This window comes from Micromonospora phytophila, from assembly GCF_023656545.1.
Classification (GTDB): Bacteria; Actinomycetota; Actinomycetes; order Mycobacteriales; family Micromonosporaceae; genus Micromonospora; species Micromonospora phytophila.
The window spans coordinates 1-21254 of the sequence record NZ_JAMOKF010000040.1 but is presented as its reverse complement, the minus strand read 5'-3'; the positions used below and the strand labels follow the sequence as shown (position 1 = coordinate 21254).

Genomic DNA, 21254 nt, shown 5'->3' with positions numbered 1-21254 from the left:
TCCGCTCGTCGCGGACATGAACGACGAGCACCCTGCGTTGATGATTCGTTCGCTGCGCTCACTCATAGCGGATCCTCGGGTCGAGTACGGCGTACAGGACGTCCACCACCAGGTTGGAGATCAGGTAGACCACGACGAGCACGCTGACGATGCCGACCACCAGGGGGCCGTCCTCGGTGCGGATGCCGCGGAAGAGGTTGAAGCCGACACCGGGGATGTTGAACACGCCCTCGGTGATGATCGCGCCGCTCATCAGGTTGCCCAGCTCGACGCCGAGGAAGGTGACCACCGGGATGAGCGAGTTGCGCAGCACGTGCACGCTGACGATCCGCCGCTTGACCAGGCCCTTGGAGCGGGCGGTGCGGACGTAGTCGGCGCGCAGGTTCTCCGCGACCGAGGTCCGGGTCAGCCGCAGCGCGGTGGCCAGCGAGAGCGAGCCGAGCACGATGCCGGGCAGCAGCAGCGCGTAGAAGTCGGGGTCGGCGCCGGCGGTGGGCGGGAAGAGCTGCCACCTGACGCCGAGGAAGTACTGCGCCAGCGGGGCGAGCACGATCGTCGGGATGCCGAGGACCAGCAGCGTCAGCAGCAGCGTCGAGTTGTCGAAGATGCTGGCCCGCCGGATGCCGGCGAGTACGCCCGCGGTCACCCCGAAGAGGATGGTGACGGCCATGGCGATCAGCGCCAGCTTGACCGTGACCGGCCAGGCGGCGGTCAGGATGTCAACGATGGAGCGTCCGGTGAGGGACTGTCCGAGGTCGCCCTGGAGCAGGTTGGAGATGTAGTCGAAGTAGCGGTAGAAGAAGCCGCCCACCCCGGTCTGGTCCAGGTGGAACTTCTCCGTCAGGTATGCCCGCTGGGCGGCGGTGACGGGGCGCTCGCCGGCGAGCGCCTGGATCGGGTCACCCTGACCGGCGAACATCAGCGCGTAGACGATCAGCGTGGTCCCGAAGAACGCGAGGACCATCTGGAGCAGACGCCGCAGAACGAAGCGGAACATACTTGGAAGTCTTTCTGAAAAGGGGCGAAGTGGATGGCGGGTCGGGCCACCGTCCGCCGATGGCCCGACCCGTCGTGCCGTGTTACTTGACGGCCTCGATCTTCAGCAGGTCGACCCGGTCGAAGAGATCCATCTCCACGTTCTTGACCTTGGTCGAGTGCCCGAAGTTGTTCTGGCCGTACCGCAGCGGGATCACCGGCATGTCCTGCGCCAGCAGGTCCTCCGCCGCCTGGTACTTCTTGATCGCCTCTTCCTCGTTCGGCGCGCTGGCGCCCTCGGCGAGCAGCTTGTCGAAGTCGGGGTTGCTGTACCCGTAGTAGTTCGACGAGCCGGTGCTGCTGTACAGCGGGCCGAGGTAGTTCTCCATGGACGGGTAGTCCATGACCCAGCCCATCCGGAACAGGCCGACCGGCTGCTTCGCCTTCAGCTTCGTCAGCAGGTCCGCGAACTTGGGCTCGGCGGTGCCCACGCACTCCACGCCCAGGTTGGCCTTGAGCTGGTTGCAGGTCGCGTCGATCCAGTCCTTGTGGCCGCCGTCGCCGTTGTAGGACATCTCGATCTTCGACGGGCCACCCGCGGCCTGGTACATGGCCTTCGCCTTGGCCGGGTCGAACTCACCGGTGGCGCCGATGGTGTTCTCCCGGTAGCCGGCGACGACCGGCGAGACGAACGAGCGGGCCGGCTGCTGCGAGTCCTTGAAGATCGACTTGGTGATCTCGTCGCGGTCGATCGCCATCGAGATCGCCTTGCGTACCTCGGGCTTGCTAAATTCCTTCTGGAACGTCGGGAACGCCAGCACCTGCAGCGACGAGGCCGGGCTCTGCTGGAACCGGTCACCGAGGTCCGTGCCGGCCGTCGAGAGGTTCTCCGTCGGGATGGTCTTGATGACGTCCAGGTTGTCCGACAGCACGTCCGCGTACGCGGCGGTCGGCTGCTGGTAGATCCGGAACTCGACGCCGGCCACCTTCGGCTTCTCGCCGGGGAAGGCGTCGTACTTCTCCACCTCGACCTTGGCGTCGTGCTGCCAGGTGCCCTTCATCTTGAACGGGCCCTGACCGACCGGCGCCTGCTCGTAGGACTCGGCCAGCAAGCCGGGCGCGGAGAACGCGGCCTTCGGCAGCGGGTAGAAGGCGGTGTAGCCGAGCATGGTCTTGAACTCGCTGTACGGCTGGGCCAGCGTGACGGTGAAGGTCAGGTCGTCGACCTTCTTCAGGCCGCTCAGCGTCGCGGCCTTGGGCTTCTCGCCCTGCAGGTCCTCGTAGCCGGCGATCTTCTCGAAGAAGTAGCTGGAGTTCTGCCCGTTCGGGGCGTACGCGCCGTAGTTCCAGGCGTCGATGTAGCTGTCGGCGGTGACCTTCTCGCCGTTGTGGAACGTGTAACCGTCCTTGAGCTTGACCGTCCAGACGGTGTTGTCGGACGACGTCACCGACTCGGCGGCCACCTCGAACGGCTTGTTCGCCTCGTCGTAGTCGACCAGCGGGCTGAACAGGGCGCTGAGCACCTGCGAGCCGCTCGTCTCGTTGGTGTTGGTCGGCACCAGGTGCTGCGGCTCGGCGATCTCGATCCGCACGGCCGCGTCAGGGTTGCTCTCGCCGGATCCGCCGTCGCCGCCCGAGCCGCAGGCCACCAGGCCCAGGGTCACCGCAAGCGGGAGGGCGGTCCAGGCAGCGAGCCTACGAACACGCATTTAGCCTCCTCATCTCCTCACGCTGCGCAGTCGGGCCCGGCGTTGGGTTACGCTGCGCAACGCTCGGCAACGGTAGGTCGCTGGGCGGGCTTCGGCAATGAGCGCGTTGCGAACCGATAACGGAGTGCGCCGCCCTCCCTTGTCGGCGTGCGCTGCCTCTGCTAATGGGTGTCGCCCTGAATCAGCTGCTCGCGAACGCTTCGGCGGGTCGTCCCGGAGGCCCCGGCGCGACGTCCGTGCACCGCCGGGTGGCCCTGCGCCGGCTGTCCGGATTGGCCCTCCGACCGCCGTGGCGCCCGCCGTGGCGGCGGTCATCGAAGCACCGATAGGTAACTCCCGGTGATTAACGACACGTCACCGACCGTGACCAAGGGCCGACCTGGCCGGGTGCGGCCCGACGGCTGACCCAGGTCGTCGAATCGTCGGGCGTCCGCCGTGAGACGATCTGGGCGTGACGGCGACGCTTCTGGACGGCAAGGCGACCGCGGCGGAGATCAAGGACGAGCTGCGGACGCGGGTCAAGGCACTGGCGGAACGCGGCATCACCCCGGGACTGGGCACCGTCCTGGTCGGCGCCGACCCCGGCTCCCAGGCGTACGTCAACGGCAAGCACCGCGACTGCGCCGAGGTGGGGATCGCCTCGATCCGCCGGGAGCTGCCGGCCGACGCGACCCAGCAGCAGGTCGACGACGTGCTCGGCGAGCTCAACGCCGACCCGGCGTGCCACGGCTACATCGTCCAGCTGCCGCTGCCGGCCCACCTGGACACCCAGCGGGTGCTGGAGCTGATCGACCCGGACAAGGACGCTGACGGCCTGCACCCGGTCAACCTGGGCCGACTCGTCCTCGGCTACGACGCTCCGCTGCCCTGCACCCCGCGCGGCATCGTCGAGCTGCTCCGCCGGTACGACGTGCCGCTGCGCGGCGCCAAGGTCGCCCTGGTCGGCCGGGGCAACACCGTCGGTCGCCCGCTCGGCCTGCTGCTCACCCGCCGCAGCGAGAACGCGACCGTGACCCTCTGCCACACCGGCACCCTCGACCTCGCCTCGCACACCCGGGCCGCCGACATCGTCATCGTGGCCGCCGGCGTGCCCGGCCTGCTCACGGCCGACATGGTCAGCCCGGGTGCGGTGGTGGTCGACGTGGGCATCACCCGGGTGGTCGGTCCGGACGGCAAGGGCCGCTACACCGGCGACGTGGCGCCGGAGGTCGCCGAGGTGGCCGGCGGGCTGGTCCCGATGCCGGGCGGTGTCGGGCCGATGACCCGGGCCATGCTGCTGACCAACGTGGTCGAGCGCGCCGAGCGCGACTGAGCCCCGGGCCCGCCGGCCCACCCGTCGAAGCCCGGAGGCGGAACCGGGCGGCGGTGACGTTCGCCCCATCCCGGCGATGGCCGCCGCCCCTGGCCCGATCGGTGCCAGGATGACTGATACGGTCCGGAAAACCGACTGGTATCAGGGAGTGGGACGACCATGGGTAAGAAGGTCACTGTCGTCGGGGCCGGCTTCTACGGCTCCACCACCGCACAGCGCCTGGCCGAGTACGACGTCTTCGACACCGTCGTGATCACCGACATCGTGGAGGGCAAGCCCGCGGGTCTCGCCCTGGACCTCAACCAGTCGCGCGCCGTCGAGGGCTTCGAGACCAAGGTGGTCGGCGTGACCACGGGCCCGAGCGGCGAGGGCTACGAGGCCATCGAGGGCTCGGACGTCGTGGTGATCACCGCCGGCCTGCCGCGCAAGCCGGGCATGAGCCGGATGGACCTGCTGGAGACGAACGCCAAGATCGTCCGCCAGGTCTCCGAGAACGTCGCGAAGTACGCCCCGAACGCCGTGGTCATCGTGGTCTCCAACCCGCTGGACGAGATGACCGCGCTGGCCCAGCTCGCCACCCAGTTCCCGAAGAACCGGGTGCTCGGCCAGGCCGGCATGCTCGACACCGCGCGCTTCACCAACTTCGTCGCCGAGGCGCTGAACGTACCGGTGAAGTCGGTGAAGACGCTGACCCTCGGCTCGCACGGCGACACCATGGTCCCGGTGCCCTCGAAGAGCACGGTGAACGGCAAGCCGCTGCGCGAGGCGATGCCGGCCGAGCAGATCGAGGAGCTGGTCGTCAAGACCCGCAACGGTGGCGCCGAGGTGGTCGCGCTGCTCAAGACGGGCTCGGCGTACTACGCCCCGTCCGCCGCCGCCGCCCGGATGGCGAAGGCCGTCGCCGAGGACTCCGGCGAGGTCATGCCGGTCTGCGCCTGGGTCGACGGTGAGTACGGCATCTCCGGCGTCTACCTGGGTGTCGAGGCCGCGATCGGCGCCGAGGGCGTCAAGCGGGTCGTCGAGACCGACCTGGACGCCGACGAGCTGGCCAGCCTGAAGGAGGCCGCCGAGGCCGTTCGCGCCAAGCAGGCCGACGTCGCCAACATGTGACCCGACCAGGACCCCCGGAAGGGCACGCCGGCACCGCCGGCGTGCCCTTCCGCGTCCCCGGGGGTGGTTACAGCGTGGTGAAGGGGGTGCCGAGGTGGGGGGTGGCCAGGACCGTCGGGCCGTGGGTGGTCAGGGCGCGCAGCAGCGCGACCCGTGACTCGCGGGCCGTCGCCGGGTCCTCCTCGTGGGCGTAGGCGAGGTCGGGGTCGACCAGTTGTACGGCGTGCACCAGCAGGTCGCCGGTGACCAGCAGGCGCTCGTCGTCCGCCTCCAGCAGCACCGACTGGTGTCCGGCCGTGTGTCCCGGCGTGCTCAGCACGCGTACCCCCGGGGCGAGGGTGATGTCGCCGTCGACCACCCGGAGCTGGCCGGCGGCGCGCAACGGGGCGACCAGGCCGGCCGGCAGCCCGGGGTTGACGCTCTCCATCGCGGCCAGCTCGGCCCGCTGCACGACGTAGTCCGCGTTCGGGAAGTACGGGCGGCCGGGCGTGCCGGTCACCGCCCAGCCGATGTGGTCGCTGTGCAGGTGCGTCAGGACCACGGTGCGGACATCGGCGGGGTCGATGCCGGCGGCGGCCAGCTCGGCCGGGAGCCGCCCCGGGACGGGCGCCCAGCTCGCGGCGGGGGAGCCGGCCGGCCCGATGCCGGCGTCGACCAGGGTCACCGGCCCGTCCCCGGTGCGCAGCGCGAAGCTGCGGAACGGCAGCCACCACCGCCCGTCCGGCGTGACCGAGGCGGGATCCCGTTGGTCGGCCGCGCGCCACTGCTCCGGCGTGGCGTCCGGGAACGCCTCGGCGCGGGGCTGGAAGAAGGGCCCCTCGCCGTCGGTGAGTGCGGTGACCGTGATAGACCCGAGGGTGCGGCGGGGCGGCATCCGGCGATGGTGCCAGTCATCTCCCGCGCCGCGCATCCCGTTATCCGGCCCGACCGAGGCCGGCTGGGGGCTGCCGGTCAGTTTCCAGTACGCTCGTACTGCTTGAGCACGTGTCCCCCGAGAGGAGCGCCGGCCGATGGCGAAGATCAAGGTAAACAACCCGGTCGTGGAGCTCGACGGCGACGAGATGACCCGGATCATCTGGAAGCAGATCCGGGAGCAGCTGATCCTGCCCTACCTCGACGTCGACCTGCACTACTACGACCTGTCGATCCAGCACCGCGACGAGACCGACGACCAGGTCACCATTGACGCCGCCAACGCCATCAAGCAGCACGGCGTGGGCGTCAAGTGCGCGACCATCACCCCGGACGAGGCCCGGGTCGAGGAGTTCGGCCTGAAGAAGATGTGGCGGTCGCCGAACGGCACCATCCGCAACATCCTCGGCGGCGTCGTCTTCCGCGAGCCGATCATCATGTCCAACGTGCCGCGGCTGGTCCCCGGCTGGACCAAGCCGATCATCATCGGCCGGCACGCCCACGGTGACCAGTACAAGGCCACCGACTTCGTCGTTCCCGGCCCGGGCACGGTGACCATCACCTACACCCCGGCCGACGGCGGCGCCCCGATGGAGATGGAGGTCGCCAACTTCCCCGGCGGCGGCATCGCCATGGGGATGTACAACTTCGACGAGTCGATCCGGGACTTCGCCCGGGCCTCGTTCCGGTACGGCCTGGACCGCAACTACCCGGTCTACCTGTCCACCAAGAACACCATCCTCAAGGCGTACGACGGCCGGTTCAAGGACATCTTCGCCGAGGTGTTCGAGAACGAGTTCAAGGCCGAGTTCGAGGCCGCCGGCATCACCTACGAGCACCGGCTGATCGACGACATGGTCGCCGCCGCGCTCAAGTGGGAGGGCGGCTACGTCTGGGCCTGCAAGAACTACGACGGTGACGTGCAGTCCGACACCGTCGCGCAGGGCTTCGGCTCGCTCGGCCTGATGACCTCGGTCCTGCTCTCCCCGGACGGCCGCACCGTCGAGGCCGAGGCCGCGCACGGCACCGTCACCCGGCACTACCGGCAGTGGCAGAAGGGCGAGAAGACCTCGACCAACCCGATCGCGTCGATCTACGCCTGGACCCGGGGCCTGGCCCACCGGGGCAAGCTGGACGGCACCCCGGCGGTCACCGAGTTCGCCAACACCCTGGAGCAGGTCATCGTCGACACCGTCGAGGGCGGCCAGATGACCAAGGACCTCTCGCTGCTCATCTCGCGCGACGCCCCGTGGCTGACCACCGACGAGTTCATGGGCGCCCTCGACGAGAACCTGGCCCGCAAGCTCGGCGCCTGACCCCCGTCGCGGCTGCCCGCCCGCGCCGCGCTCCGCGTAGCGGCCTCCGGGTCGCGCCGCGCTCCGCGTCGCGGCTTCCGCATCGCGGATCCGGAGCCCGCCGGCACCCCGCCGGCGGGCTCCGCCGTTCCCCCGCGCCTGGCCCGCCCGATGGACGAGCCCGTAGATCCTGGTACGAAGTGGCCCCTTCAGGGGCCGTTCCGTACCAAGATCTCGTCGGGCTGCTGACGACGGGAGGGTGGCGGGTGGGTGGGGCGGCGTGTCGGGGTGTGACACGCGGATTGGCGTCACCCGGTCCGGCGCGCCTCGTTGACCTGGGTGGACGAGATGCCAGTCGCGTCCAGGAAGGTTGACCGCGGTCGCCTCGCGGTAAGCGCGTCGATCAGCCAGCCTTCCCGGCTGTCGCGCGCAGCCAGCCGTCCCTTCCCTGCGGGGGGCCCTGTCCCGGGCCCCCCGCGCCCTGTTCGGGCCCGGGAAGCGTCCGCTCACCGCTACGGGCCAGCGCCTCCCGGAAGACCAGCAGGTCGTCGCCGTCCACCCTGCAGGGTGGCTGCAAAGGCGCCTCCGCGCTCGGGCCCGCCGCAGGAGGCGGCTCCGCGCTCGGGCCCTCCGCAAGAGGCGGCTCCGTGCTCGGGCCCGCCTCAGGAGGCGGCTCCGCGCTCAGGCCCGCCTCAGGAGGCGCGGAGGAGTTCGGCGGCGCGCTCGGGTGCGATGTCGTTGATGAAGACGCCCATCCCGGATTCGGAACCGGCCAGGTACTTCAGCTTGTCCTTGGCGCGCCGGATGCTGAACAGCTGCAGGTGCAGGTGGCCCAGCTCGCGGTCGACGCGTACCGGGGCCTGGTGCCAGGCGGCGATGTAGGGCATCGGCAGGTCGAACAGCCCGTCGAAGCGGCGCAGCAGGTCAAGGTAGAGCGGTCCGAAGGCGTCCCGCTCGGCGTCGCTGAGCGCCGGGATGTCCGGCACCGGCCGGTGCGGGGCCACGTGCACCTCGAACGGCCACCGGGCGGCCGCCGGGACGTACGCCGTCCAGTGCTCGTTGGCGGTGACCACCCGGTCGCCGGCGGACCGTTCGGCGGCCAGCACGTCGGCGTAGAGGTTGCGCCCGCCGGTGCGCTCGGCGTGGCGGCGGGCGGCGGCCAGCAGCGCCCGGGTCCGGGGCGTCACGAAGGGGTACGCGTAGACCTGGCCGTGCGGGTGGTGCAGGGTCACGCCGATCTCCACGCCCCGGTTCTCGAAGCAGAACACCTGCTCCACCCCGGGCAGCTCGCTCAGTGCCTCGGTGCGGTCGGCGAGCGCGTCCAGCACGGTGCGCACCCGCCCCGGCGGCAGGCTGGCGAAGGAGGCGTTGTGGTCGTCGGTGAAGCAGACCACCTCGCACCGCCCCCGCCCGGGCCGGACCGGGGTGAACGGGGTGATCTCCGCCGGCTCCTCGGCCACCCGCCCGCTCAGCGACGGGAACCGGTTCTCGAAGACGGCGACGTCGTAGTCGGGCGCCGGGATCTCGCTGAGCCGTTCGGCGGTGGAGGGGCAGAGCGGGCACTGGTCGGCCGGGGGCAGGAAGGTGCGGGTCTGCCGGTGCACGGCGACCGCCACCCACTCGTCGGTCAGCGGGTCGTGACGCAGCTGCGAGGCGGGCGGGGGCGGGGGCAGCTCCCGCCGGTCCGGCTGGTCGCGGACGGCGTCGTCCCGCTCGTCGAAGTAGATCAGTTCGCGGCCGTCGGCCAGTTCGATCGCGGTGCGCTTCACTCCGCCACCCCTTCATTCGTCGGCGTGGTCGTGGTCCGTCCCGCGCCCGTCCCCGTCACGATCACCAGCTCACCCACGTGCTCCTCCACCACCCGCCGTGCCTGCGAGGGCAACCGGTCGTCGGTGACCAGCACGTGGGCGGCGGCCAGCTCCACGATGGAGGAGATGCCGACGGTGCCCCACTTGGTGTGGTCGGCGAGCACCACCAGCCGGTCGGCGGCGGCCACCAGGGCGCGGTCGGTCTCCGCCTCCATCAGGTTGGGGGTGGTGAACCCGGCCCGTTCGGTGATGCCGTGCACGCCGAGGAAGAGCAGGTCCAGGTGCAGCGACCGGATCGCGCCGACGGCCAGCGGACCGACCAGGGCGTCCGACGGCGTACGCACGCCGCCGGTCAGCACCACGGTCTGGTCCGGCCGGCCGCCGGCGTGCAGGATCTCGGCCACCGGGAGCGAGTTGGTCACCACGGTCAGGCCCGGCACGTCGATCAGCCGGCGGGCCAGCTCGGCGGTGGTGGTGCCGGCGGAGAGGGCGATCGCGGCGCCCGGCCGGACCAGCTCCGCGGCGCGGCTCGCGATGGCCGCCTTCTCCGCCAGTTGCCGTACCGACTTGGCCCGGAAGCCGGGTTCGTCGGTCGAGCCGGGGCCGGCGACGGTGGCGCCGCCGTGCACCTTGGCCAGCAGGCCGCGCTCGTGCAGGGATTCCAGGTCGCGCCGGATGGTCATGTCGGAGACGCCGAACTCGGCGGCCAGCTCGGTGACCCGTACGCCGCCGGTCGTGCGGACCCGGTCCAGGATGGCCGCCTGCCGCTGCTGAGCGAGCACCCCGCACACCTCCGCACCCGCCGCGCACTCTCACGCGGTCAAACGTGTTCCAACAAGAATGAACACTAGCGCGAAGGTGTGACCGACGGAAGGAACGGGGTGCCTGATCGGCGGGTCAGATGGACTGGAGCCGGGGCTCCACCCACCCCGTCTCGGTCAGATGGCGCAGAACGGACTGAACCGCCTCGTCGACGGTGAGGTCGCTGGTGTCAACCACCAGGTCCGCGTCGGTCGGCTCCTCGTACGGGTCGTCGATGCCGGTCATCCCGGTCAGCAGGCCGGCCCGGGCCCGGGCGTAGAGGCCCTTGCGGTCGCGCTGCTCGCAGACCTCCAGCGGGGTCGCGACGTGGACCAGCAGGAAGCCCGCCCCGGCGGCCAGGGCCATCTCCCGGGCGGTGGCCCGGGCCTGGGCGTACGGGGCGATCGGGCAGCAGATGCCGACGCCCCGGTGCCGGGCGATCTCGGCGGCCACCCAGCCGATCCGCCGGACGTTGAGATCCCGGTCGGCCTTGCCGAAACCCAGGCCGGCGGAGAGCTCGCGGCGCACCACGTCCCCGTCGAGCAGGGTGATTGTCCGGTCGCCCTGCTCGCGCAGCGCGTCGGCCAGCCCCCGGGCGATGGTCGACTTGCCCGAACCGGAGAGCCCGGTGAGGAAGAGCACCAGGCCCCGGTGCCGCCGGGGCGGCCGGGCCCGGGCCAGTTCCTTCGCCACCGCCGGCGGGGTGTGCCACTCGGGCAGCGGGAAACCCCGGTCCAGCAGGTCGTCGATCTCGGCCTGGGCCAGCGCCAGCCGCCGGTTGCGCGGCGGGATGTCCTCCCGCGAGCGCCACTGCCCGTCGCGGTTGTCGTAGGCCAGCTCGCGGGGGACCAGCACCCGCAGCCCGGCGCCGGAGAGCATCTCACCGGTGGAGAGCAGGTGGGTGACGCCGTACGCGGCCGACACCCGGGCCCGCAGCAACGCGTCGCTGATCTCGTCGCGGCGGCGGGAGAGCGGCACGGCGACCAGGGTGGCCGGCGGCATCCGGTCCCGGGCGGCGAAGACGCTGCGCACCAGCGCCTCCGGTGGCACCCCGCCGGTGCCGTCCTCGCCGACGGGGATCATCACCAGCAGGTGGGCGCCCAGGGTCCGGGCCGCGTGCGCGATCTGCGCGAGCTGCGGTCGGTGCAGCGGCCGATCGGCGACCACCCCGAGCACCCGACCGGGCGGCAGCAGCGCGCGCACCTCATCGGGGGTGCGGCGCAGCCGCTGGAACGGCCCGTGACCGCCGTCGCCGAGCCGGCGGACCGCGCCCCCGACGCCGGCCACCCCGTCGCGGACCGGCCACGCGTCGGTGACCTCCAGCGCCGCGACCGGCGCGCCCTCCCCGTCGGTGAGCACCAGGGCACGGCGGGCCGGGTCGCGGGGGTCCAGCCCCTGCGCGAGCGCCGCCGGCACCTGGAGGGTCACCGCCACCGGCCACGACGAACCGTCGGCGAGCCGCCCCCGGCGGCTCACCGAGACCAGGTCGGCGCGGGTCATGAAGCCGGCCAGCGGGGCGTACGCCCCGGTCAGCAGCAGCTCCAGGTCGGCCAGTTCGCCGGGCCGCGGCGTGTACGCCGGCGCGTCCCGGAGCACCTCGTCGGGCAGCACCCAGCCGTTGCTCATCTGTCCCCCAAACCCGCTGGCCGGCACACAGTTTCTCAGCCGGCCGGCGATCGGTCGAGAGCGCCACTCCACCCGCCGTACGCGGGGACGGGAAGCGGCGGGTCCGGGACGGGCGGGCGGGTCAGCCGGTCGGGGTCAGCGGCGCCGCCCCGAACGAGACGGCGAACCGTTCGCACCAGATCGAGACGCTGGTCAGGCCGGTCAGGTCGACCCCCGCCGGGATGTCGTACCCCTGGTCGCCGCGGTTGCCCTTGAGCCGGCCCAGCTCGACCCGGCGGCCGTCGTCGAAGACCCGCCAGCCGGCCGTGCCCGCGCGCACCGGCTGGTCGGTCAGCCAGACCCGCAGGTCCGGCCCGTTGGAGGTGTCCAGGCCGACGAGTTCGAGCCGGTGCCGGCCGTCCGCGTCGCGCACGATCCGGGCGCTTCCGGTGGTGTCGTGCTCGTGGGTGACGAAGTCCCCGCCGCTGACCACCGTCGGCCCGGCCGGGGCGACCGTCGGGGTCGGGGCGCCGGCGGCCGGTGGGGTCGTGGCCACCACCGACAGTTCCTCGTCGACCTCCGCGTCGGTGACCAGCTTCCACGGTTGGAACCACCCGAGGCCGAGCACGGAGGCGACGACGATCACGGCGAGCACTCCCCAGGTCAGCGGGGAACGCGGCAGGCGCAGGGGCATGCGCCCAGTCTGTCGTCCCGCGCCGGACGCCGGCGTTACGAAAGCCTTACCCCCTAGTGGGCGGATCAGGGGCGCGCCGGATACCCCGACGGGCCTCGGCTACCTACGCTGGGCGGCGTGACACTCATCGCGACCGAGTCGCTGACGAAGACCTACGGGGGTGGAGTCACCGCGCTGGCCGATCTGACCGTCGCGGTCGAACCGGGAATCATCGGCCTGGTCGGCGCGAACGGCGCCGGCAAGTCGACCCTCATCAAGATCCTGCTCGGCCTGCTGGCCCCGACCAGCGGTCGGGTCCAGGTGCTCGGCCTCGACCCGACCACCGACTCCGCCGGGGTGCGGGCCCGGGTCGGCTACATGCCCGAGCACGACGCCCTCCCGCCCGACCTCTCCGCCGCCGAGCTGGTCACCCACCTCGGCCGGGTCAGCGGCCTGCCGCGTACGGTCGCCCGGGAGCGGGCCTCCGAGGCGCTGCGGCACGTCGGGCTCTACGAGGAGCGCTACCGCCCCGTCGGCGGCTACTCCACCGGCATGAAGCAGCGGGTGAAGCTCGCCCAGGCCCTGGTGCACGACCCCGACCTGCTCCTGCTCGACGAGCCGACCAACGGTCTCGACCCGGCCGGCCGGGACGCCATGCTGGCGCTGGTGCACCGGATCGGCACCGAGTTCGGCATCTCCGTGCTGGTCTGCTCGCACCTGCTCGGCGAGGTGGAGCGGATCTGCGACACGCTGGTCGCCATCGACGGCGGCCGGCTGCTGCGCGCCGACCGGATCGACGCGATGACCACCGCCACCGACGTGCTCGCCGTCGAGGTCAGCGAGGGGACCGAGGAGCTGGCCGCCCGGCTCGCCGCGCTCGACCTGCCGGTGACCCGGGACGGTCGGCTGCTGCTCGTCCCGCTCGCCGACGACGCCACCTACGACCAGATCCTCGGCGCGGTCGCCGCGCTGGACCTGCCGCTGCACCGGCTTGACCAGCGCCGGCACCGGGTGGCCGAGCTATTCGCCACGAGGGAGCCCAGCCGTGCCTGAGCCGACCGGCGTCATCCACGACATCGGATACCAGCGCTACACCGGCCCCCGCCTCGGCCGCCGGCACGTCTTCGGGGCGCTGTACCTGCACGGGCTGCGTACCGTCTTCGGGCTGGGTCGCAGCGCCAAGGCGAAGATCTTCCCCTGGTTGGTGGTCGGCATCGTCACGGTGGTGGCCGCCGGCCTCACCGCCGTGCGCAGCCAGATCGGCCAGGTGGTGATGACGTACGCCCAGTTCGCCGACTCGATGAGCTGGCTGGTCATCTTCTTCGTCGCGGTCGCCGCCCCCGAGCTGGTCAGCCGGGACCTGCGCAGCGGCGTGCTGCCGCTCTACTTCTCCCGCCCGCTGCCCCGGTCGGACTATCCGCTGGCCAAGCTGCTGGCGCTGGTGACCGCGCTCTGGCTGCTGCTCGGTGGGCCGCAGCTGGTGATGTTCCTCGGCGCCGCGTTCACCACCGACGCCGGCATGCGCGGGGTGTGGAACGAGCTGCTCGACCTGCTGCCCGGCCTGCTCTACGCCGGCCTCTGGGCGGTGGTCTTCGCCTCGATCGGTCTGCTGGTCGCCTCGCTGACCGGCAAGCGGGCCTTCGCCGCCGGCGGGATCGTCGCGGTCTTCCTGATGACCACCCCGGTCGTGGGGGTGCTGTCGATCATGCCGTCCCAGACGATCAACGAGCTGGCCCTGATCGCCTCGCCGTCCACGCTCGTGCAGGGCGTCGGCCTCTGGGCCCTCGGCGACCTGCTGGTTGAGGCGGGGCAGAACGGCTTCCAGATCGGCGGGTTCGGCCCGGTCTACGCGGTCGCCGCCGTCGTGCTGGTGACCGCCTGCGTCCTCCTGCTGCTGGTTCGGTACCGGAAGGTGGCCACCCGATGAGCGCGATCAGTGCCGAGCGGACGGCGCCGGCGACCGGCCGGACGGCGAGCACGCTGGAGCTGGCGGGCGTGTCCCGCTGGTACGGCAACGTCGTCGCGGTCAACGACATCAGCATGAGCCTCGGCCCGGGGGTGACCGGCCTGCTCGGGCCGAACGGGGCGGGCAAGACCACCCTGCTGCACATGATGGCCGGCTTCCTGGCCCCGTCCCGCGGCGCGGTCACCCTGGACGGTCGGCCCACCTGGCGCAACCCGGACGTCTACCGGCGACTGGGCCTGGTCAGCGAGCGGGAGGCGGTGCACACCTTCCTCACCGCGTACGAGTTCGTGCTGGCCAGCGCCAAGCTGCACCAGCTGCCGGACCCGACGGCGGCGGCCCGGCGGGCCATCGCGCTGGTGGAGCTGGAGGGCGCCCAGGACCGCCGGATCGGCACGTACTCCAAGGGCATGCGGCAGCGCGCCCGGGTGGCCGCGGCGCTGGTGCACGAGCCGCAGGTGCTGCTGCTCGACGAGCCGTTCAACGGGATGGACCCGCGGCAGCGGCTGCACATGATGGAGCTGCTGCACCGCCTCGGCGACGCGGGCCGGACGATCCTGTTCAGCTCGCACATCCTGGAGGAGGTCGAGCAGGTCTCGGGCACCGTCCAGGTGATGGTCGCCGGCCGGCTGGCCGCCTCCGGCGACTTCCGCACCATCCGGCGGCTGATGACCAACCGGCCGCACGTGTTCGCCGTCCACTCCACCGACGACCGGGCGCTGGCCGTGGCCCTGATGGCGGAGGAGTCGGTGACGGGGGTGGAGCTGGGACGCGCCGGGCTGACCGTTCGGGCCGGCGACTACGGCGCCTTCACCCGGGCGCTGCCGAAGATCGCCCTGGCCCGGGGCATCCGGGTCCGGCAGCTGCTGCCCGAGGACGAGTCCCTGGAGAGCGTCTTCTCCTACCTGGTGGAGGCCTGAACCATGTCTACCGTTTCCTGGATCACCGCGCGCGGGCTGTTCGGGCGTCGCCGGTTCCTGCTGCTGTTGCCGTTGCCGGTGCTGCTGGTGCTGCTCGCCGTGCTCTCCCGCGCCTTCGGCGTCGACCCGGGCGAGTGGGGCCCGCCGGTGCTGGTCGGCCTCGGGCTGGCCGTGGTGCTGCCGGTGGTGGCGCTGATCGTCGGCACCGGCGTGCTCGGGGCCGAGATTGACGACGGCACCGTGGTGCACATCCTGACCAAGCCGCTGCCGCGCTGGCAGATCGTGCTGCCCAAGCTGGCGGTGGCCACCGGCGTCACCGCGGTCACCGTCGCCGTGCCGCTCTACGTCGCGGGCGTGCTGGCCGATTCGGTGGGCCTCGGGCTCGCGCTCGCCGCCGCCGCGGCGGTCGGGGCGCTGGCGTACTCGGCGCTGTTCGTGGCGCTCAGCCTGCTCACCCGGCGACCGGTGCTGCTCGGCCTGGTCTACGTTCTCATCTGGGAGGGGCTGCTGGCCAACGTCGTCAGCGGCACCAAGGTGCTCTCCATCCAGCAGTACGTGATCGCCCTCGCCGACCGGCTGGCCCCGACCGAGCTGCTGGAGGCCGGGGTCTCGGTGCCGGTGGCGGCGGTGATGACCGCGTTGATCAGCGTGGGCTTCACCGTGCTGGCGATCGACCGCCTGCGCTCGTTCAGCGTGGCCGGCGAGACCAGCTGACACCGCCGGCCGCCCGCCGGGCGGTCGCCGGGCGGTCGTCCGGCGGGCGTCGGCCGGGAGTCGCCGGACGGTTGGTGGAAGCCGGACGGCGGCCGGGCGCGGCCCGCCGGGCGGTGACCTGCGGGGGCGGCGCCGGTCGACGACGGCCGGGGTGGCATTGGTAGGGCTGGCCGGATGGACCGGTCCGGGCACATCGGAAAGGCTGTTCGGCGTGAGCGCGGACGTGGGACCGGTTCTGCCGCGGCAGGCGTACCAGGGGAGGACCAGGCACTGGCTGACCAGCCTGGCGATCGCCGGGCTGGCCGCCGCGGCGACCACCACCGCGGCCCAGGCCAGCGGGCGATTCCACTGGTGGGCGGGGTTCGTGCTGATCCCCGGCGCGTTGATCGCCGCCAGCGGCGGTCCGCTGCTGGCCCGCGGCGGCGGGCGGGCCTTCGCCGGCTACGTGGTCGCCTGCGTCGGCGCGTTGGTGTTCACCGTCGGGGCGCTGCTGATGTTCGGCGTGACGAACCGGGGCTGGCCCGTGCTGATCGTGCTGCCCTGCCTGGCCGTCGCTGGCACCTACTTCTGGCGGCCGGCCCACCCGCTGGCCCGGGGCCTGCACCGGGCGATCGCCCTGCTGGCCCTGGTGGGCGCGCTGCTCGGCGGCACGTTCCAGCTGATCCGCGCCGGTCTGCTCGACGTCAGCACCGCCGGACTGTGGGGCGTGTTCCTGATGCTGGCCGGGGTGATCGTGCTCGGCAACGCGGGCGAGCTGACCCGGCACCGGATGCCGTACCGCCTCCAGGCGATCACCCTCCTGGTCGGCCCCGCCGTGGTCGCCTTCCTCCTCGGCCTCCGCCTCCTCCGCGGCTGGTGACCCCGCCCCGGGGCACCGGGGGGTCACTTTCCCGGAAAGAGTGGCCTTCGCGACGCGGGAGGCCACTCTTTCCGGGAAAGTGCGCGGACCTGCCGGCGGTCAGAAGGCGCAGGCGATGACGAGTTCGGGGGTGCGGTCGGGGAGGAGGTCGAGTTTGGCGATGTGGCCGGCGGCGCGGAGGTCGTCGGCGATCACGGTGAGCTGGTCCAGCAGGGCCGCCGGGCCGAGCGCCTCGGCCAGTGGCACCTCCGCCTTCATCGACAGTTTCCGCTCCGACTTGGCCCGGCGCACCTGGCTGAGCGCGTCACCGGCCAGCCGCAGCAGCTCCGGCTCGCCGGTGCCCTGGATACTCCGGCCCACCTCGTGGGTCGTCGGCCAGGTGGCGCGGTGCACCGAGCCGTACCGCCACCACGACCAGACCTCCTCCGTCGCGTACGGCAGCACCGGGGCGAAGAGCCGCAACTGCACCGAGAGCGCGGTGGCCAGCGCCGCCCGGGCCGACTCCGCCCCGGCACCGGAGCCGTAGGCGCGTTCCTTCACCAACTCGATGTAGTCGTCGCAGAACCGCCAGAAGAAGCTCTCGGCGGCCTGCAACGCCGCCGTGTGGTCGTACGCCTCCAGGGCGCCCGTCGCCACCTCGACGACGGTGGAGAGTTCCGCGAGCATGGCGCGGTCCAGCGGCTCGGTCGCCGGGGCGCGCAACGCGTCCGCGGCGCCCAGCCCCAGAGCGAACCGGGAGGCGTTCAGCAGCTTCGTGGCGAGCCGCCGGCCCACCTTGATCTGGGCCGGGTCGAAGGCCAGGTCCATGCCGGGCTTGCCGTTGGCCGCCCAGTACCGCACCGCGTCGGAGCCGTGCTGCTCCAGCAGCGCCATCGGGGTGACCACGTTCCCCTTGGACTTGGACATCTTCTTCCGGTCCGGGTCGAGGATCCAGCCGGAGAGCACCGCGTCCCGCCAGGGCAGCACCCCGTGTTCGAGATGCGCGCGGACCACGCTGGAGAAGAGCCAGGTCCGGATGATCTCCTGCCCCTGCGGGCGCAGGTCCATCGGGAAGACCCGGGCGAAGAGGTCCGGGTCGGTCTCCCAACCCCCGACGATCTGCGGGGTCAGCGAGGAGGTGGCCCAGGTGTCCAGCACGTCCGGATCGCCGACGAAGCCACCCGGCCGGCCGCGCTGGGACTCCTCGAACCCGGGCGGCGCGTCGCTGGACGGGTCGATCGGCAGCGCGGACTCGTCGGGCGTGAGAGGGTGGGACCAGTCCGGCTCGCCAGCGTCGTCGAGCCGGTACCACACCGGCACGGGCACCCCGAAGAAGCGCTGCCGGCTGACCAGCCAGTCGCCGTTCAGGCCGCCCACCCAGTGGTCGTATCGGTGCCGCATGTGCTCCGGCACCCAGCGCAGCTCGCCGCCCCGGGCCAGCAACTCGTCGCGCAGCCCCGGGTCCCGCCCGCCGTTGCGCAGGTACCACTGCCGGGTCGAGACGATCTCCAGCGGCCGGTCGCCGCGTTCGTAGAACTTCACCGGGTGGCTGACCGGGCGCGGCTCGCCCACCAGGTCACCGGCGTCGGCCAGCATCTCCACCAGGGTCCGGCGGGCGCCGTTGACGCTCTGCCCGGCCAGCGCCGCGTAGGGCGCCGCCGGCACCCCGGCCGGCGCGTCCGGCAGCAGCCGACCGTCCCGGCCGATCACCACCCGGGTGTCCAGCCGCAGCTCCCGCCACCAGGTCACGTCCGTCAGGTCACCGAACGTGCAGACCATCGCGATGCCCGTGCCCTTCGCCGGGTCCGCCAGCGGGTGCGCGCGCACCGGCACCCGCACCCCGAAGAGCGGGGTACGCACCGAGGCTCCCACCAGGTCGGCGTACCGCTCGTCGTCGGGGTGGCAGACCAGCGCCACGCAGGCCGGCAGCAGCTCCGGCCGGGTGGTGTCGATCAGCACCTCGCGCCCGCCCGGCCCGGCGAAGCGCAGCCGGTGGTACGCCCCGGGCCGCTCCCGGTCCTCCAGCTCGGCCTGGGCGACCGCGGTGGCGAAGCCGACATCCCAGAGCGTCGGCGCCTCCGCCTGGTAGGCCTCGTCGCGGGCCAGGTTCCGCAGGAACGCCCGCTGGCTGGTCGCCCGGGCCACCCGCCCGATCGTGGTGTACGTCAGCGACCAGTCCACCGACAGCCCGAGCCGCCGCCAGAGCGCCTCGAAGATCCGCTCGTCGGCGGCGGTCAGCCGCTCGCACAGGTCGACGAAGTTGCGCCGGGAGATCGGCGTCGGGTCCTTGCGGGCCGCCTCGCCGACTCCGGCGGCGGGCGCCACCCACGCCGGGTCGTACGGCAGCGACGGGTCGCAGCGCACGCCGTACACGTTCTGCACGCGGCGCTCGGTGGGCAGGCCGTTGTCGTCCCAGCCCATCGGGTAGAAGACCGTCCGGCCGCGCATCCGCTGGAAGCGGGCCACCAGGTCGGTGTGCGTGTACGAGAAGACGTGTCCCATGTGCAGCTCGCCCGATACGGTCGGCGGCGGGGTGTCGATCGCGTACACGTCGGCGCGCTGCTTGGCGCGGTCGAACGCGTACGTGCCCTCCTCCTGCCAGCGGCGCGCCCAGGTCTCCTCAAGCCCGTCCAGGGTCGGACGCTCGGGGACGCCGGCGCGGGCCGTCCTCGCCGTATCAGTCATCCGTCGATCGTAGGCAGCCCGCATCGACCACTCCACGGCTTATCGCCGTGTCACCATGACGGGATGTCGACGCTTCCGCTGAGCCCCGACGAACTGCTCACCACCACCCGCTCGGTCCGCAAGCGGCTCGACCTGACCCGCCCGGTGCCGATGGAGTTGGTCCGGGAGTGCCTGGAGATCGCCCTCCAGGCGCCGTCCGGGTCGAACCGCCAGGGCTGGCAGTGGATCGTGGTCACCGACCCGGCGAAGCGGGACGTGATCGGCCGGATCTACCAGCGGGCGGTGCACGGCTACCTCGCCTCCGAGGGCTCGGCGGCGCGGCTCTTCGCCGACGACCCGGACCGGGCCGAGGTGCAGCGCCGGGTGGAGGAGAGCGTGGCCTGGCTCGGCGACCGGATGGGGCAGGTGCCGGTGCTGCTCATCCCGTGCGTCCAGCTTCACGGCGACGGTCAGCTGCCGGCCGCGAACCAGGCCGGGCTCTGGGGGTCGGTGCTGCCGGCGGCGTGGAGCTACATGCTCGCCGCGCGGGCGCGCGGCCTCGGCACCGCGTGGACCACCCTGCACCTGGCGTACGAGGCGGAGGTCGCCGAGCTGCTCGGCCTCCCGGAGCAGGTGCGCCAGGCGGCGCTGATCCCCACCGCCTGGTACACCGGTGCGGGTTTCCGGCCGGCGAAGCGGCAACCCCTGGACGAGGTGCTGCACGTCGACCGGTGGTGAGCCGCCCGCCCCCGGTCAGCGGGGGACCGGTTGGCCCAGCGCTCCCGGGGTGGCCAGCCGGATCCGCATCAGCCCGTTGGTGCGGGCGTTGGCCCGGTCCAGGATGGTGGAGACCGGGGCGTAGGAGTTCCGCTCGTCCGGGTTGGTGCAGGGGCCCTGCCCGGGGTCGCCGTGCGAGAGGATGCCCAGCGCCCGGCCGTCGGTCTCGGTGAAGAGCGGCCCGCCGCTGTCGCCCGGCCGGGCGCAGATCCGCACGTCGATGCCGCCGCTGGTCTTGCCGGTGATCTCCCCGCAGCGGGTGCCGGGCAGGTAGCCGGCGCCGGCGCCGGAGTCGACGTACTGCTCGCCGGCCTTCGGCGTGTACGCCGCGCCGGTCGCGCAGACCACCCAGCCGGTCTGGATGGCGGTCCACGGCACGTACCCGGTGATGACGACGTCCCGGCTGCCGCTGGTGGCGCAGCGGGGGTTGTCCGGCACGCACCAGTAGTTGACCAGGCTGGGCGGGGCGCCCTTCGGCGCCCACCGGTCCCGGGCCCCCGGCTGGTACGGCATGATCGCGTAGTCGTACGGGTAGGCGTTCTCGGCCAGGCCCGCGATCGACGCCTCCACGGTCACCGGCACCTTCGGGCCGAGGAACTGGTGCCACGTCCGGTCCACCAGCTGGTGCCGCCCGCCGACGACGCAGTGCCCGGCGGTCAGCACGTACGGGGTGCGCCCGGAGATGGTGAGGTTGAACCCGGAGGTGCAGCCGCCCACGGTGCCGTCGTCGCGCGGCACGTCCAGCCGGATGCCGCCGCGCATCGGCGCCTGGGCGCAGTAGCGCGGGTCGCAGGACTTCGGCACGGCCGTGTCGGCGATCCGGTCCCGGGCGCGGGCCGGCACCCCGGCGGCGCCGAGGGCCCCGGCCAACCGGGAGTCGTCGGCGGCGATCCGGTCGCCGGTGAGCACGACCACCTCGTTGGCCTGCTGGTCCACCACCACGTCGGTGCCGGCGGCGGCACCGAGGGCGGTGGCGATCCGGGCCGCCGCCCCGGTCAGCTCGCGCAGCGGGTGACGCGCCGGTACCACCCGGACGTGCGCCGCGTCCGGCACGCCGGCCACCGCCGCGGTCAGCGGTGCGACGCTCGTCGCGGCGACGGTGAGGATGCCGCCGGCGGCCTGGTCCAGCCACATCCCGGCGTACTCGGCGGGGAACTCCGCGGCGAGCCGTTCGGCCA

The 21254-nt window shown here is 72.6% G+C and carries 18 protein-coding genes; 9 read left to right on the top strand and 9 right to left on the bottom strand.

From position 1 onward, the window contains the following. Positions 1 to 58 precede the first annotated feature (58 nt). Both NCC78_RS08570 and NCC78_RS08565 read right to left on the bottom strand, forming a co-directional pair. Complete coding sequence (locus NCC78_RS08570) at positions 59 to 997, bottom strand: ABC transporter permease (protein WP_250793152.1); 939 nt, start codon at positions 995 to 997, stop codon at positions 59 to 61. Positions 998 to 1079: 82 nt separating this feature from the next. Next, entirely contained in the window at positions 1080 to 2684 is a 1605-nt protein-coding gene (locus tag NCC78_RS08565; protein WP_250793151.1) for a peptide ABC transporter substrate-binding protein, read from the bottom strand. A gap of 451 nt (positions 2685 to 3135) precedes the next feature. Between NCC78_RS08565 and NCC78_RS08560 the strand changes: the two genes are divergently transcribed. Both NCC78_RS08560 and mdh read left to right on the top strand, forming a co-directional pair. Continuing rightward, positions 3136 to 3996, top strand: a complete 861-nt coding sequence (locus NCC78_RS08560; RefSeq protein WP_250793149.1) for a bifunctional methylenetetrahydrofolate dehydrogenase/methenyltetrahydrofolate cyclohydrolase — start codon at positions 3136 to 3138, stop codon at positions 3994 to 3996. A gap of 159 nt (positions 3997 to 4155) precedes the next feature. Then, positions 4156 to 5106 (top strand): malate dehydrogenase, encoded by a 951-nt coding sequence (gene mdh, locus NCC78_RS08555; protein WP_250793147.1) that lies wholly within the window; start codon positions 4156 to 4158, stop codon positions 5104 to 5106. 67 nt (positions 5107 to 5173) lie between these two features. Here the strand turns inward: mdh and NCC78_RS08550 are convergent, their stop codons facing one another. Next, on the bottom strand, positions 5174 to 5980 hold the full coding sequence (locus NCC78_RS08550) for an MBL fold metallo-hydrolase (protein WP_250793145.1): 807 nt from the start codon (positions 5978 to 5980) through the stop codon (positions 5174 to 5176). Positions 5981 to 6116: 136 nt separating this feature from the next. On the opposite strand from NCC78_RS08550, the gene NCC78_RS08545 reads away from it, so the two are divergent. Beyond that, positions 6117 to 7334: an NADP-dependent isocitrate dehydrogenase gene (locus tag NCC78_RS08545; RefSeq protein WP_250793142.1), complete on the top strand. Its 1218-nt coding sequence runs from the start codon at positions 6117 to 6119 to the stop codon at positions 7332 to 7334. 671 nt (positions 7335 to 8005) lie between these two features. Here the strand turns inward: NCC78_RS08545 and galT are convergent. From galT to NCC78_RS08525, 4 genes are all read right to left on the bottom strand, one after another. Continuing rightward, entirely contained in the window at positions 8006 to 9082 is a 1077-nt protein-coding gene (galT, locus tag NCC78_RS08540; RefSeq protein ID WP_250793136.1) for a galactose-1-phosphate uridylyltransferase, read from the bottom strand. Continuing rightward, on the bottom strand, positions 9079 to 9903 hold the full coding sequence (locus NCC78_RS08535; RefSeq protein WP_250793135.1) for a DeoR/GlpR family DNA-binding transcription regulator: 825 nt from the start codon (positions 9901 to 9903) through the stop codon (positions 9079 to 9081). Before NCC78_RS08535 ends, galT begins: the two co-directional genes overlap by 4 nt. Positions 9904 to 10018: 115 nt before the next feature. Beyond that, the gene (cysC, locus tag NCC78_RS08530; RefSeq protein WP_250793133.1) at positions 10019 to 11548 is read right to left on the bottom strand and encodes an adenylyl-sulfate kinase; all 1530 of its coding nucleotides are present in this window, start codon (positions 11546 to 11548) and stop codon (positions 10019 to 10021) included. A 121-nt stretch (positions 11549 to 11669) separates the two neighbouring features. Next, complete coding sequence (locus NCC78_RS08525; protein ID WP_250793131.1) at positions 11670 to 12221, bottom strand: DM13 domain-containing protein; 552 nt, start codon at positions 12219 to 12221, stop codon at positions 11670 to 11672. Positions 12222 to 12338: 117 nt separating this feature from the next. On the opposite strand from NCC78_RS08525, the gene NCC78_RS08520 reads away from it, so the two are divergent. The 5 genes from NCC78_RS08520 to NCC78_RS08500 all read left to right on the top strand — a co-directional run bounded on the left by NCC78_RS08520 (position 12339) and on the right by NCC78_RS08500 (position 16656). Then, positions 12339 to 13253, top strand: a complete 915-nt coding sequence (locus NCC78_RS08520; RefSeq protein ID WP_250793129.1) for an ABC transporter ATP-binding protein — start codon at positions 12339 to 12341, stop codon at positions 13251 to 13253. Further along, positions 13246 to 14127, top strand: coding sequence for an ABC transporter permease (locus tag NCC78_RS08515; protein ID WP_250793127.1), 882 nt, complete (start codon positions 13246 to 13248; stop codon positions 14125 to 14127). Before NCC78_RS08520 ends, NCC78_RS08515 begins: the two co-directional genes overlap by 8 nt. Beyond that, a complete protein-coding gene (locus tag NCC78_RS08510) occupies positions 14124 to 15083 on the top strand; it encodes an ABC transporter ATP-binding protein (protein WP_250793125.1) in 960 nt (319 codons plus the stop codon). The genes NCC78_RS08515 and NCC78_RS08510 overlap by 4 nt, the downstream gene beginning before the upstream one ends. A gap of 3 nt (positions 15084 to 15086) precedes the next feature. After that, a complete protein-coding gene (locus tag NCC78_RS08505; RefSeq protein ID WP_250793123.1) occupies positions 15087 to 15797 on the top strand; it encodes an ABC transporter permease in 711 nt (236 codons plus the stop codon). Between the two features lie 211 nt (positions 15798 to 16008). Then, positions 16009 to 16656 carry a hypothetical protein gene (locus tag NCC78_RS08500; RefSeq protein ID WP_250793121.1) on the top strand — a complete coding sequence of 216 codons (648 nt, stop codon included), beginning with the start codon at positions 16009 to 16011 and terminating at the stop codon, positions 16654 to 16656. 99 nt (positions 16657 to 16755) lie between these two features. On the opposite strand, the gene valS is transcribed toward NCC78_RS08500, so the two are convergent. Continuing rightward, positions 16756 to 19320, bottom strand: a complete 2565-nt coding sequence (gene valS / locus NCC78_RS08495; protein ID WP_250793119.1) for a valine--tRNA ligase — start codon at positions 19318 to 19320, stop codon at positions 16756 to 16758. Between the two features lie 63 nt (positions 19321 to 19383). On the opposite strand from valS, the gene NCC78_RS08490 reads away from it, so the two are divergent. Beyond that, positions 19384 to 20037, top strand: coding sequence for a nitroreductase family protein (locus NCC78_RS08490; RefSeq protein WP_250793117.1), 654 nt, complete (start codon positions 19384 to 19386; stop codon positions 20035 to 20037). Positions 20038 to 20052: 15 nt separating this feature from the next. Here NCC78_RS08490 and NCC78_RS08485 read toward each other — a convergent pair. Next, positions 20053 to 21254, bottom strand: a 1202-nt coding sequence (locus tag NCC78_RS08485; protein ID WP_250793115.1) for a trypsin-like serine protease, incomplete at its 5' end; no start/stop codon positions are given.